General features: G+C 30.5%; 11 protein-coding genes. 1 reads left to right on the top strand and 10 read right to left on the bottom strand.

The features are described 5' to 3' along the window. Positions 1-130 precede the first annotated feature (130 nt). The 7 genes from ACZZ9T_RS11145 to ACZZ9T_RS11115 form a co-directional block, all read right to left on the bottom strand. Complete coding sequence (locus ACZZ9T_RS11145) at positions 131-1,363, bottom strand: YaiO family outer membrane beta-barrel protein (RefSeq protein WP_463442148.1); 1,233 nt, start codon at positions 1,361-1,363, stop codon at positions 131-133. A 324-nt stretch (positions 1,364-1,687) separates the two neighbouring features. Beyond that, positions 1,688-4,312, bottom strand: a complete 2,625-nt coding sequence (locus ACZZ9T_RS11140; protein WP_463442147.1) for a hypothetical protein — start codon at positions 4,310-4,312, stop codon at positions 1,688-1,690. A gap of 3 nt (positions 4,313-4,315) precedes the next feature. Continuing rightward, complete coding sequence (locus ACZZ9T_RS11135; protein ID WP_463442146.1) at positions 4,316-4,957, bottom strand: hypothetical protein; 642 nt, start codon at positions 4,955-4,957, stop codon at positions 4,316-4,318. Continuing rightward, on the bottom strand, positions 4,948-6,156 hold the full coding sequence (locus ACZZ9T_RS11130; RefSeq protein ID WP_463442145.1) for a hypothetical protein: 1,209 nt from the start codon (positions 6,154-6,156) through the stop codon (positions 4,948-4,950). The genes ACZZ9T_RS11135 and ACZZ9T_RS11130 overlap by 10 nt, the downstream gene beginning before the upstream one ends. 72 nt (positions 6,157-6,228) lie before the next feature. Continuing rightward, positions 6,229-6,774, bottom strand: a complete 546-nt coding sequence (locus tag ACZZ9T_RS11125) for a hypothetical protein (RefSeq protein WP_463442144.1) — start codon at positions 6,772-6,774, stop codon at positions 6,229-6,231. Between the two features lie 43 nt (positions 6,775-6,817). Continuing rightward, complete coding sequence (locus tag ACZZ9T_RS11120) at positions 6,818-9,679, bottom strand: type I restriction endonuclease subunit R (protein ID WP_463442143.1); 2,862 nt, start codon at positions 9,677-9,679, stop codon at positions 6,818-6,820. A 106-nt stretch (positions 9,680-9,785) separates the two neighbouring features. After that, entirely contained in the window at positions 9,786-10,712 is a 927-nt protein-coding gene (locus tag ACZZ9T_RS11115) for a tyrosine-type recombinase/integrase (RefSeq protein ID WP_463442142.1), read from the bottom strand. A gap of 118 nt (positions 10,713-10,830) precedes the next feature. Here ACZZ9T_RS11115 and ACZZ9T_RS11110 point away from each other — a divergent pair, with 118 nt between their 5' ends. Next, on the top strand, positions 10,831-12,039 hold the full coding sequence (locus ACZZ9T_RS11110) for a restriction endonuclease subunit S (RefSeq protein WP_463442141.1): 1,209 nt from the start codon (positions 10,831-10,833) through the stop codon (positions 12,037-12,039). A gap of 39 nt (positions 12,040-12,078) precedes the next feature. On the opposite strand, the gene ACZZ9T_RS11105 is transcribed toward ACZZ9T_RS11110, so the two are convergent. From ACZZ9T_RS11105 to ACZZ9T_RS11095, 3 genes are read right to left on the bottom strand one after another with little or no spacing between them, the layout of a single operon-like run. Beyond that, positions 12,079-12,273, bottom strand: coding sequence for a restriction endonuclease subunit S (locus ACZZ9T_RS11105; RefSeq protein ID WP_463442140.1), 195 nt, complete (start codon positions 12,271-12,273; stop codon positions 12,079-12,081). Then, positions 12,254-13,267, bottom strand: coding sequence for a restriction endonuclease subunit S (locus ACZZ9T_RS11100; RefSeq protein ID WP_463442139.1), 1,014 nt, complete (start codon positions 13,265-13,267; stop codon positions 12,254-12,256). The genes ACZZ9T_RS11105 and ACZZ9T_RS11100 overlap by 20 nt, the downstream gene beginning before the upstream one ends. A gap of 58 nt (positions 13,268-13,325) precedes the next feature. Then, positions 13,326-14,894, bottom strand: a complete 1,569-nt coding sequence (locus ACZZ9T_RS11095) for a type I restriction-modification system subunit M (protein ID WP_463442138.1) — start codon at positions 14,892-14,894, stop codon at positions 13,326-13,328. Positions 14,895-14,977: the final 83 nt, after the last annotated feature.

Genomic DNA, 14,977 nt, shown 5'->3' with positions numbered 1-14,977 from the left:
AACACTTCGGAAACCTGAAAAAAAAATTTTTGATTATAAATCACAAAAAAAGTTTATTGAAAAGTATTTCCAATAAACTTTTTTTTGAGTTACAAAATGAATTTTTGTCTGTTATTTTAACGATTAAATTTTAAAATTTTCGTGTGTATCCTATTGTAACATCAAACTGATTGCCTTTAACATTCGGAAGATATTCCTGATTATAATACATTGCTCCCACAGAAAATAAATTTCTGTAGACCGAAAAATTATATGAAGCCCCTATTTTGAAAGTCTTCAGTTTAAAGGTTTCATTTTCCAAAAGATTATTACGGCTTTCTTCCGGGCTAATTCCTGTTCCTATCTGAAAAGCAAAATAATCTTGGCTGCTTTTCGTATAGTATCGTACAGTTGCGGTATACGAATGTGATATATTTTTATTGTTCGGAGTAATGTAGGTTCTTAAATTAAACCAATAATTCTTATAATACTTCCCTACTGATGCGGTATACAACCAGATATTATTGGTAAAATAAAGTTGTCTGTATCCTATTTCGGCTTCAAAGCTTTTTGGTAAATTGGCATTCAGAGAAACTCCCGTCCGGTATTTCGGAAAAATGCCAACATCCTCAGAATATCCTGCGCCTACATATAAATAAAATGTTTTAGACAATCTTGGGTAGGCTTCAAATTCTATCTGTGTGCCGTTTTGTGCAAATTTGTTGGCATAATTCCCTCTCAGGATTACTGATCCGAGCGAAGTGACTCTTTTATAACTTACTCCTACAATGTGCCAATCATCACCGAATTGCTTGTCAAAATGTGAATAATTATAGGTGATTCCTATTTCATTTTTTGAAGAAAAATCATTTATTCTCACAGCAAGAGCTCTTGCCTCTGTATTTTTAGGATTGATTAATAGAAGATTTGCGATGGCTTTTTGTGCTTCGGCATACTCATTCATTCCAAAATAGACTTTTGCTTTCAACAGCCATAAGGCTTCAGACGAAGGATGATTAGCCAATCCCTCATCAATTATCTTGATGGCATCTGTATTTTGATCATTCCAATATTCAAGCGAAGCATATGCTACAAAATAGTCTTCATCCTTAATTCCTTTCTTTTGCAGATCTTCAAATACTTCTCTAGCAGAAACAATATCTTTGTTCCACGTATAAAGTCTTGCTAAAAATATAGAAATATCAGTGTAATCGGGAGATATTTTCAGTGCTTCTTTTGCAAGAGAAATAGACGAATTATAATCTTTTTGTTCAAAAGCTGTTGTCCGTGCTTTTGAAAACAACTCATCAGCTGTGGGACTTTGCTGTGCTGTAACTGCAAAGGGAATCCATAGCAATAACAATAAGGATTGACATCTTTTCATGGAAGATTATAATTAATTATATGATATAAGACAAATATATTGAACTTTTTCATAGTAAACCAAACTAATATTATCTATCAGATAATAAGGGAGATTCCGGATTAATTAAGTGGATGTGTTTACTATGCTTTGTGAAACAAACTACTGATATAATTATCTATCTTGATCATTCAACAAGACTTTCGGTAGGTTAACCAGCAGAGAGAGGATTTTTGTAACTTCTTCTCGTCCTTTTGTTGATAATCTTATAGGAAGAATATTTGTAAGCAAAAAGCATTAGGATATTAAAACTTATTTTGAGTTTTTTTACTTATTAGGCATATTCTAAGCATTAAAACTTTGTCCTATCCCCATCAATCTAACTCTTTCCAACCATTCATAAATCATCGAAGAATTATATTTCAGATTACCATTTTCATCCTTTTCTTTTTCCAAAGCTATTGCCATCAACGCATATTCATTTTCTAATGAAGTTGAAAAAATTCCTTGATCATCAGTATTTATAGAAACAGAAAGCTGAGGACAATTTTTAAGCTTTTCATGATCTAGTTCTAGTCCTAAATTAAAAAATTTGGTAATTGGATGTTTTGCGTATTTCTTGAAGGTTCCAATAAGATAATTTGATGTTGGATTTGTTTCAATAGCTATATTTTTATTCTTTAATTCATGCATCATGTTGAACTGTACTGCTTCAACCAATTCAATATAAGCATGAGATATTTCAAACTGTTTGATTTGCGCACCTGCTTGTTTGATTTTTGAATTAAAATGATACTGCTGATTCAGGCACTTAATATCAATATTGTTTCGAATATTTTTATTTCTCGGGTATTCTTCATTAATACGACATCTTTCCCAATAAGTAAAATTAGATTTTGTGTAAATATCTTCCTTAAGATTATCTAAATATAAATAGGGATCATCACCTCTCAGTTTCCAGGCATCAAAATAAATTGTATGATGAATATATTTTTGTTGTAGTAGACTGCCCTCATCAAAATGACCAGTATATAATTCATAAAATAAATTCTCATAAAGCTTTTCAAGTCTGTTAACTTCATTTCTATGAATTCCAATTCCAAATTTTCTTATTTTAGCTAATAGCCACACTATATTATCCAAAACAATTTGTTTTGGTAACATCAGTTTCAATTGTTTGAAATTATAATATTCTTTTACATCAATACCTAGTGCTAATGCATGTCCAATTCGATCTCCTTGCGTTAAATTTAAAAATCTGATACATTCATCAATTGATCGTAGACCATCAACTAAATCATAAAAATCCTCTCCCGCATGATAAGTTGCGTAAATCTTCGGTTCTTCCAATTTATCTTTCAAATGATTAAATTGTCCCTTTAGTTTATGATTCTTTAAATATCTAAATCCTTGCGCAAAAACTTCAGGACTAGCTTTGAATTCACTAGAAGCAGCGTCTATTCCACGAATTAAATCTGACACTTCTGAGTAGCTTTCTCGCAGTTGACTTATGGCTATCGATTGCTTTCTAACCTCTAATCTTAAGTCATGATGTCGACATAGTATTTCCTGTGATAAGTCAGAATATTCTCTTGTATCTCCTTTTTTAATGTAATGTATGGTATAAAATATTTTGTGCTTCTTTAAATCAAAACGACTATTATCGGGTAATGAATGGCTCAATTGCTTTGATAATATTACTTGATTATCTAACGCTTTGCTATATCCTTCTAAACTTGATTTTAATTTTATTACATCATCTTTTGGAGCAACCCTTAATTCAAAAGAACTAATTTCACTATGTGACTTGGTATCATGCACCGCTAAATTCATAAAAGCAGTATGATAAATAGAATCATCAGGTAAGAAAAACTCTTTTCTATCCTGATACATAGAGAAATTACCAAATCCTACTTTATCATTGACCTGAATGAGCTCGGCTCTAAACTGAGCTTTAATTAATAAATAGGCATGAAATAAATAAATATATGATTGGAAATCTCTATCTCCTGAATAAATCAACTTAAAACAGTCATAAAGCAGTTTTCTCTCACCATAGAATACATATGATTTTTCAAGATTTTGTAAATGAATATTTTTAGGAATTGCATAATCAATAACTTCTATGTTTCCTTTAAATTCAAATTGATGTCCAACATCATACCTTAAAACTTCAATATTATTCGAAATTTCATGTGCATTCATTAACAGATCAAAAGATTCAAAAGCATTACTTTCTTGAGAGAGATCAACACTAAACTTTTTACCTCCGTGAATTTTATTAATTAATCTAAATAATTCATATCGTATATAAGCAGCTTTATAGACGAGTATCTTAAGCTCTTTTTTTGAACTTTGGGAAGCATTGGATGTTTTGGTTAACAGACTTATTTCTTTTTTTAGGTCATCAAATCCTTTTTCGAAAGAAGTTGGATGATTCATTATGTTAATCCAACTTAAATCGAAAACGGGGCCCGAACCTTTTAAATGAAAATGATTTTCTGCCAAACCTTTTTTAAGTAACTGATGAAGTCTCTTATTGTCAGAAAATGCGGTTGGTCTCCAAGCGAAAAAATCTCTTCTTCGTTGAGATCTGTTATCCAAACTAGCAAAAAGAGAAGTGGTAAGTATATCTTCTCCGATGTAGTAAGACAAGTCTCTCCATTTAAGTAAATGTTCGTATACAACAAATGGTTCTAAATCTTGCTCAATTAAAACTTTTGAAGTAAAATGATTAAGAATATGGAAATAATTTTTATTTTTTTCTTTATTAACATCATAAAACCAATCAGAATCAAGCTTTTTATAAACATTTTGAATTTCATCAACTGAGTAATTTGAAAAAGTTCTAAAACCTTTTTCTAAGAAATTATGTTCATTTATATAATCGTTTGCGTCTTTTTCAGATAAAATAAAATCAGAACAATAATCTGCGAATAATAAGCGTATGGATTTTCGAAGATTATCCATTTATTATAAAGTTTTTAAATAATTTCTTAATTCAATAATAGCACTGTTTTTAATGGACACATTCTTTGAATTTATTTTATGCTGGAAAGACCTTATAACTTGAGTAATCTGATTAGTATTCTCTAATTTATCTAAAGCTTCTAATTCCTTATAATAAAGAGCACTTGTAAAAGTAGACCTGCTAATTTTATTTGAAATTCTATTTAAGAAATATCTTACCTCTTCAGATAATTTTTTATCACCACTTATATTTTCTGGTTCATCAAAAATACTATTTATGATTTCAATCAATTTTGTACTTATTTCATAATCAGACTGAACTGATGAAAGAATATTATGCTTTTCATTTAGTTCTTTAACGATTGTAGATTTATATTCAACTTTTGTAAAATAATTGATTAAAACCTTTACAATTGGAAATTGTATAAAATCAACAACAATTCCATTAATATTATATTTTTTTTCAATTTTATCAAGTGAATAAATAGTACCGTAGACAAATAAAAGACATAAATCATCCAAATATGTTGGAGGAAGTGTCTTCTTGACTTCTTTATTTCTAAATTTTTTTAGATCGTTAAATATAGTCGATACAAAAGATGGATTATATAGATTTCTTATAAATTTTGATTTATTTAAAACCATGAAAGATTTTGTTGAATAAAAAAAGTTTCTTTATCATATTTTAAAATTTTAGAAAGGATATCAATATTAAATAAATTGTGAAAGATTGCAAATGGACTGAACACACCTTTTTCATAACCAGTCACAAAGATATCTTCATCCTCATCAAATCTGTACGACGCATATCCTGTGCCTAAATATAGTAGAAATAGACTTAAAAAAAACTTATCATCATTAATTTCTAAACCTTCTAAGCGTTCAGCTGGAAAATCAATTCTACTTCGTGATTTCTTTCCTTCTTCTTTAGGTAATACATCATTAAAGTAATTTATAAATCCATACTTAGTAATTGGAAGATATATCGGTTGGTCGTCACTAAATAGTAATATCTTAATTGTATAATATGCTTTAAAATAATCTAAAAATTTAATAGTATCGTAATCATCAATTTTAGTTTTTTTCTCAATTTCCTGTAAAAGATAATATATATCTCCAAATGAAATTACGTTTTGTAAATTTGAAAAAGAAATTCTCTCTAAAAGATTCACCCTACGTCGAGGGGTTGCTTCGAGTTTAAAATATTTTTCATATAACGAATATATTCTTTTGAATACAATTAAGTTAAACCATTGATAAGGCGTGTTTTCAAATTCTTGAAATACTTCTTTTTTGACATTTTTTATATATATCTCGTCAATTATATAATTTTTAATACTTGTTAAAGAATTCCCATCTGAAAATGTACCTATAAAAGCTTGAGTTTCTCTAATTGTTTCAGGCAAAATAATACTAGTACCAAATAAATTTTCTAGAAATAAAATGGATTTTTTCTCAAAAATTAGTTTTATTAATGACGTATTAAAATCTAATTTTTCACTACTAAATAATATTTTTTTTTCGTCATATAATTCGACATCAATATCTTTTAATTTCTGAACATCAGGCAAATAAATCCTTCTGTTAAATGGTATTAATTTAGCTGTATATCTATTAGTTTTATCTTCTATATGGTTCTTAATTCCTAACTTTTCAAATTGAATTGAAATTGCTTCATTGAGCTGCTCAATTTTACAAGATATTAAAAGTATAACTTTAGGCTGTATTAAAAATTGTCTTATATCCTCTAGCATCTTATAAGCATTTTCTATATTTACATCAAAATCATCAATTGCAATAATTAAAAACTTTTTTTTTATCAAAATATTCCAAATAATACTCAACTAGATTATCAAAATCTTCTTTTAAATTGCTGCTTATCGCTAGTTTACTTTAGGGCCTCGATAGAGTCTTTTTTAAATATATCTCTTCGATTCAGAATTTATGATTTGTAAATTTTGAAAAGTTTTCTGAAAATGCTGTATTAGTTCTCTTTTATGAGTTTGATCAATTTTGCAATCTTTTTCATTTATTCCATTCTGAAATTTTCTAAACATTTTTGCTAAAATAATCTCAAAAAGACTTTCGCCCCCTCTGAATAATGAAGGATCAATAATTTCAATTTCTGCAAAAGTTTTATCTATTAAATATTGCTCAGGATCATTTTTTCTTTCAAAAAAAATTTTATTATTGTCACATTCTTTATTGACTAAAGCATCACGGAATGAAATCATTGAAGACGACTTTCCTTTCCCCCTTTCTCCTGTAAAAGCAACAATATTATTAAAATCATCGTATTTTGAATCTTTGTGAGAATCATAATGTCTAACTATTTCAATAACATTTTTTAATGCTTCCTTATAAACTTCACTAAAAATTGAATCTTCAAATTGCTTTCCTTCTTCAATTTTTATCTTGTACTCATCGTTTAAATTTATTTTTAATAAAGCTTTATCGCTCATTTTTATTAGTTTTTAATTGGTTATTTTATGTTTTTTTAAATTCCTACGACGCCACCCCATCAATAAAAACCTCAACAAAATCCTGAACTTTTTGAATAATTCTTTTTCCGATATTATTTCGTTCCGTAAGTTTTGGTTTTATTTCTAAGAGTTTTAGAGCGTCGCTCATTTTTGGTATTTTGGAAGTAAATAGAAAACTGTCAATCGTTTCTTGAAATTTTTCTTTATTAAGAGATTCTTCTTCTGCAATTTTCTCAAAAGCATTAGTTCTTTCTTTGTTCCAGAAATTATCAAATTCATCACTTACAGCATCGCCATCCGGAATATGTGGCAAGTTCTCGTCTATGAATTTTTCAATTAATTCTTTTTTGCTTCTTAATTGGGCGTCGCCGGATAGGATTTCACGAATTTCTTTTATTTTCGCTTCTCGTTTAATTCCTTTTATATCTGCAATATTTGCTAATAGTGAAAGTATATAGCTCACATTGATTTCATCACGGTGGATGAGCTCTAATTCAAAATCAACATCATCTAAAATACTGACTTTGTCACCACCTTCTTTCTTTCCCTTAATTCCAGTCCAGATATCAAGATATTTACTTTTATATCCATCAAACTCAAATTCTGTCATCTCTAATTGCTCAAAACCAAAATCTGTAAATGACTTTAAGACATTCAGAATACGCATCAATTCACGGAAGGCTGTAACAAATTCAAACTTTTCCTGTTCGGTTTGATAAGAATCAACACTTTGAATTTCGGGCGCAACAAATTTTAATTTTTCTAAAGAATTTTTGAAAAGTTCAATATAATCTTCAATGGGTTGGATAATTATTTCCTGTATAGCTTCTTTATTAGAAAATAAAGTCACTGCATCATCTGTCGCAGATTTTAAATTGCGAAAACAAACGATATTTCCCTGCGATTTTTTCTCTCCGATGATTCTGTTGGTTCTAGAAAATGCCTGAATCAATCCGTGGTATTTCAGATTTTTATCAACAAATAAGGTATTGAGTTGTGGACTGTCAAATCCTGTCAAAAACATATTGACCACAATAATCAAATCAACTTCTTTGTTTCTGACTCTTTTCGCAATGTCATTATAATAATTATAAAAAGTCTGGCTGTCTTTGGTAGAAAAATTGGTTCCGAACATTTCGTTGTAATGAGCAATATATCTGTCCAAAATATTTCGGCTGTGATTAAAACCGTATTCTGCACTTGGTTCTGCAACCATTCCAAAAACCTCCTCCTCTTCTGAATGAATCCCGTCTGCATCTTTTGAATCCTCATTGCTATTATAACTAAAGATGGTTGCGATTTTCAAATCGTGTTTTCCCTCTTCTTTCTTCTTTTGGAAAAGGTCATAATATTTCTGCAAAACATCTATGCTACTCACACAGAACATTGCATTGAATGTTTTCTGATGGGTTTTTCTATCGTGTTCGGTTATAATATAATCGGTGATTTTCTCTAGACGTTTTGGACTTGCAAGCAACTCTTGAGTATCAATAGCTTCAACTTCCATATCTATGTACGTATTACTACCTTCTTTTTCTTTGTATCTGCCAACATATTCTACAGAGAATTTCAAAACATTTTCATCTCTGATAGCATCTGTAATCACGTATTTATGCAGACATTCTTTGAAAAGCATATTGGTCGTTGCAGCAATTCCATCTATTGTACCAACTGAATTCACTTCCGAAATCGGCGTTCCGGTAAAGCCAATCATCTGTGCTTTTTGGAAATATTTCTTAATATTTTGATGCGTTTCTCCGAACTGACTTCTATGGCATTCATCAAAAATGAATACGACTTTTTTGTCTTTTAAACGGTCTATTTTTCTACCGTGCTTTTCTTTGGTAATAGCAGTATTTAGCTTTTGTAAAGTTGTAACAATCAGTTTTGTATTATCAGAAAGTTGCTTTACGAGATGTGCCGTATTTTCCGTAGCATCTACACTATCCTTTTCAAAAGCATCAAATTCCTTCTGTGTTTGATAATCTAAATCTTTCCTATCCACTACAAAAACAACTTTCTCCACTTTAGGAATTTCTTTCAAAATCTGACTTGCTTTGAAAGAAGTCAATGTTTTCCCCGAACCCGTTGTATGCCAAATAAATCCATTGTTATCGGTATTTCTAACTCTGTCAACGATTTTTTCTACCGCATAATATTGGTACGGTCGAAGAACCATTAAAATTTTATACGTTTGATTCAGCACGATATATTTCGTAATCATCTTGGCAATGTGACAAGGCTCTAGAAATGCCTGTGCAAAATCTTCAAGTTGTGTGATATTATTATTGTGCTCGTCTGACCAGAAGAAAGTTTGTTTGAAACTCTGCTTGGCGTTATTGGAATAATACTTTGTATTCACTCCGTTGCTAATAACAAACAACTGAACATAGTTGAATAAACCTTTTCCGGAATTAAAGGACTGATGATGATAACGGTTGATTTGGTTGAAAGCTTCTTTCATTTCCAAACCACGGCGTTTGAGCTCTATCTGAACCAAAGGCAAACCGTTGACTAGAATCGTGACATCGTAGCGATTTTTATAATCTCCTTCCTGAGAAATTTGATTTGTAACCTGGAATTGATTCTGACACCAGCTTTCCTGATTGATGAATTCAATCCATTCCGAATTCCCGTCATCTTTGGTAAACTGAAATCGGTCACGCAATATTTTAGCTTTTTCAAAAACATTTCCTTTGGCAAGATGATTTAGAATCTTTTCAAATTCTTTATTGGAAAATTGTTTTTTATTATGAATTTCGAGCTGGGTTTTCAGGTTGATAATCAAATCTGCTTCATTGCAAATCCTGACTGGCTTATGACCTAACTGCTGTAATTGTTCTACTAATTTTTGTTCAAGAATATATTCGGGCTGGCTGGACATTTTTGCGTTTACGAGTTTTTTGGTTAAAAAACATTGTCAGAGTTTGAAACTCTGACAATGTTGTTAATAGTTTTATCAAATCTAACAAAAAATTTCATAACTAAAACTATTTAAGTGCTTTAAACATTTGATCTATTGCTTTTTTCTTCTGTTCTAGATTTGGATGCACATAAAGATTCAATGTTGTACTGATATTAGAATGTCCCAGCAGCACACTCACAGTTTTGTAATCACATTTGCTTTCAATACATCGGGTTGCAAAACTATGACGCAATCCGTGAAATTTAATTTCCGGGATTTCCAGTTGTTTCATCAGATTTTTATAATAGCTCCGGTAAGTTCTTGGCTCAGTTGGTTTAGCATCATTTGTCAAGACAAAAAACAAAGGATTCACAATCTTTTTAAAAGGCTTCAACATTCGCAAAAGGTCTCTGCTCATTGGAACTTCACGTATTGAGTTCTTGGTTTTTGGTGTATCGAGAAGCAATTCTGTTCTGCGTTTGCCATCTTCGATAATGTAGATTCGCTGAATGGTTTTTCTGATGTTGATAATCCCGTTATCCGTATCAATATCTTCCCAAGTGAGTGCGCAGATTTCTCCAATTCTCATTCCTGAACAAAGACAAATGTAAACGCCTAGATTCCGGAATGTAAAATGCTCCTGAATATAATTCATTACTTTTTTCTGATGGGCTCTGGTCAGAACTTCGATGCTCTGATTTTCCCGAACTGTTGGATATTGAATATCAAATGGCGTGTATTGAATCCACTTATACTTTGCCCCAAATTTCATTACCATTTTCAAAACGATAAGAACATCTTTGATGCTTTTCTGGCTCAATCCCTGTTCCAATTTTTGAAAAACAAATTGCTGAACTTCCTCTTCTTCTATACTACTAACTTCCGCAAATTTGGGTAACAAATGGTTCTCCAGCAAAAGCACATAAGCCGAAAAGCTAGATTTCTTCACATAGAGTTGTTTGTCCTTTTTCCATAGTTCCACGATTTGAGCAAATGTTTTTTTTGTCGTCATAATTTTCTTTTGATTTTTAAATTATTATTAAAAATCAAAAAAGGTATGAATAAAGGATTTGAGAAGAAAATTCTGTGGAATTTAAGATTGGAAATCATTAATCTTTAGTTTTCCAAATTTGCGATTTCCGGGGTTTGATTTAGAAAAAAATTCTTATAAAAAATACATTTTTAAAGATATTTTCCTTTTTTCAACGGGTAAAAATATTAAACAAAATGAAGCATCTCCTGAATTTGAAACTTTTTGTGTCAGATATGGGGAGTTATACCATATGTATAATGAGGTTATTACAGAAGTGTTTAATAAAACTAACCTTGATAAATCTGAATTGCATTTTAGTAAAGGAGATGAGATTTTGCTTCCCTCAGCAGGTGAAGACCCTCTTGATATTGGATTAGCCTCCGCTCTAACAGTTGCGAACGTAGCTATAGGTCGCACAATAAATATATTAAAACCGATAAATTCTGATGTTTATTCTCAGATCTACGTATCCTATTACATCAATCATAAATTAAGAAGGAAAATTTCCAATTTAGCCAAAGGCTCAAGTATTAGTAATGTATATAATTCGGATTTAAAAACATTAGAAATAATACTTCCTAATCTTGATGAGCAAAAAAGAACATCAAATTTTTTATTATTGCTTAACGATAGAATTTCAACTCAAAAGAAAATAATTGATAATTTAATGTATTTAATGTTAGGTTTTCGTGAGAAGATCTTTTCTAATAAAATTAGATTTAAAGATGAAGATGGAAATGATTTCGTTGATTGGGAAACATTAAATTTAGGAACTGTTTTAATTAAAAATTCCAATAAAAATAAGGACTTAAAATATCTAAATGTTCAAAGTGTTAGTAATAAATATGGTTTCATAAATCAGGATGAGGTTTTCCAAGATAGACGAGTTGCAAGTGTGAATACCTCAAATTATTATGTTATTGAAAAAGGACATTTTGCTTATAACCCGTCAAGAATTGACGTTGGTTCTTTAGCCTATAAATCTGACGATAACGTGTCAATAATCAGTCCTTTATATATAAGCTTTAAAGCCGATAACAATTTGCTAAATGATGATTTTTTATTAAGCTGGTTTTTTACTTTAGAATTTAATTTTCAAATGAGTAATTCTTTTGAAGGTAGTGTGAGAAATACATTAAGTTATGAAAGTTTAAGTAAAATGAAAATTAAATTTCCCTCCATTAAGGAACAAACTAAAATCGCTAACTTTTTATCATCCATTGGTGACAAAATTAGATTAGAGAAAGAAATTTTACAAAAATTAGAACTTCAAAAAAAGTATTTACTCGTTAATTTGTTTGTGTAAAACGGAAACTTTTCAAGGTTTTAAATCTTGAAAAACTAATTATATAAAAAGATTTGCCAAAAGGTATTTTTTTTGGGTTTCGTATTGCGCTAAAATTTTCTTTTCTGTTTCGATTTTTTCATCAATGGATGATAGGAAATTTGCAATTTGGGTCTGTTCTTCAAAATCATTTGACACTAAAAGATTTAAATTTTTTAAATCCTTTAGTTGGATATTAGGAAGACCTGAACCCACTCGAAGAATTCATAATTTTTGATTCATTATATTTAAGTAGATGATAAAAGTATTTTTTAGAAGCATTCTTATTTACGATGATTTTATAGCAATGCCCACCTAACCAAAATTTTGTACTCATAAAATTTATGTATCCACAAGAATTACCACCTTCACTTATAGTAATTGTATTTTCTTCAGAGTTAAATTTCTCAGTAAAACCCGAAAAACTTATTCCGCCATTTAAACAAGGATATGAACCAGCATCATTTAAATCATCTTTATTTAATTGTTCACCCTTTTTTATTTCAAATAAATCTCTAATTTTTTTTATTTCCCAATTAGAAAAATCAATTTCATTTACAGTTCGGAATTTTAATTTTTGAGAAAATATTTTATCACGTGAAGATTTAATTAAAGATTTTAGTTCCTTTAATATTTTCTTTTGTGATACGATACGCTTATCTATCAGAGAAAGAAATGAGGTTATTTTGTCCTGTTCTTCCAGCTTAGGAAATTTTATTTCAATACCTTTTATGATTCCCCCACTTAAATTCTCTTGACCACCTTGATTACTTAAATCTCTTATCTCATCATACCTTTTAGAAAGATTTTGGAAAGCAAAAAGTGAATTAAGAATATTTTCGTTTGTTGTAATTGCTCCGCACGCTTGATTTGTAGTGGCTTCAATATTTAACATTGCAATTTTACCTCGCGTTTTCCCCTGTCCGTACATTGCCATTAGTAGAGTGCCAATAGGAAATAATTTTGCAGAAGAATTTTTAAGACCTTCCTCAGTAATATATTCCTCTGATTTTTCTATAATATTGAAATCGATTAGTGAGGTCGATATCCAAGGGATTTTTCCATTCCAAAACATTGAATTTGCTCTGTTTGGTGTTCCTCCTGATGAAATAGTAGCAATCTCACCTAATTTATTCACTTCCCACTCCTGTTCAAACCCCGGAAATCGCAAATTTGGAAAATTTCTGATACTTTTATTTTTTTCTGTCATCTTGATAATTTATTGTTACTGCTATAAAAATTAAGGATATTCTAAAGTCAAAAAAAAATTAACTTACTAATCCCAATTCTTTTAAATAAACTTCAATTTGACTGTCGAGTTCCACACGTTTGGCTTCCAAAACTTTGATTTCTGCCATTACCGCTTGGATGTCAATTTCTTCTTCTTCCTCAAAAGTATCTACATAACGAGGGATATTCAGGTTGTAATCATTGTCTGCAATTTCCTGCAAAGTAGCGAGATGAGAGAATTTCTCTTCCGTTTTTCTCTCTTGATACATATCAACAATTTTATTGATATGTTTTGGGAGCAATACATTTTGATTTTTTTGCTTTTCAAATTCTTTGCTGGCATCCACGAACAGAACATCTTCATCTTGCTCTCGGCATTTCTTGAAAACCAATATACAAGTAGGAATGCTTGTGCCAAAGAAAATATTGGCAGGTAAACCGATTACAGCATCCAGATAATTTTTCTCTTTAATAAGATATTTACGAATAACCAATTCAGCCGCACCACGGAACAAAACACCGTGTGGCATCACAACTGCCATAATTCCGTTCTCATCCAAATGATGAATCATATGTTGGATAAAAGCGAAATCAGCTTTGGAAGCCGGAGCTAATTTTCCATATTGTGAGAAACGCTCGTCTAACAATAAAAGTTCATTGCTACTCCAGTTCGCAGAAAAGGGCGGATTGGCAACAATAGCATCAAAAGTTTTATCAAGGTGTTGGGGTTTCTCAAGCGTATCCTCCTGCTTGATATCGAAATTACTATAATTGACACCGTGTAGAATCATATTCATTCGCGCCAAGTTATAAGTGGTTCGGTTCATTTCCTGACCGTAGAAATCACTTACTTTTGCTTCACGGGCAACACGAAGGAGCAAAGAACCACTTCCGCAAGTTGGATCATATACGGATCTTAACTGGGATTTTCTGCTGGTAACGATTCTAGCTAAAATGGTAGAAACCTGCTGAGGCGTGTAGAATTCACCTGCTTTCTTACCTGCACCACTGGCAAATTGTGAAATGAGATATTCATAAGCGTCGCCTAGAACATCGGCATTGGTATCAGAAAGATTGAAATCTATATCATCCAGATGATACAACACTTTGGAAATAAGAGTATTTTTCTCGTCTTCGGTTTTTCCTAACTTAGAAGATGTTAAATCCAAATCTTCAAAAAGATTATCAAAATCATCTTCACTATCAGTACCTAAAGTGGACTGCTCAATATTAGTAAGAATCTTTGAAAGTTCTGCAAGGATAAAATTTGATTTACCTTCTTCTTTTTGATGACCTTTTTTAGCAATATTACTGAAAAGTTCTGATGGTTTTAAGAAATATCCTAAATCTTCAACAACCTCTTCATAAATTGCCTGAACGATTTCTTTTCCTTCTTCAGTATTTTCATCAACATCATTATAGTCGATGTCTTCTCCTGAATCTAATAAAATTTTATTGGCTGTAAAATGAATCTTCTCGGACAGATATTTATAGAAAATAAATCCTAAAATATAATCCCGAAATTCGTCGGCATCCATTTTCCCTCTTAAAGTATTGGCAATATTCCAAAGTTGCTGCTGCAACTGACGTCTTTGTTCTTCTGACATTTAGTATCATTAATGTTAACCCTCAAAGATAAAAAATGTTAGATGCATACAATGCTAAAATAGCTAAAAATTATAAAATTGAT

The organism is Chryseobacterium sp. AC417, from assembly GCF_979258215.1.
Note: the sequence above shows the minus strand (reverse complement) of the source record. Positions and strands in the feature narration are given on the sequence as shown.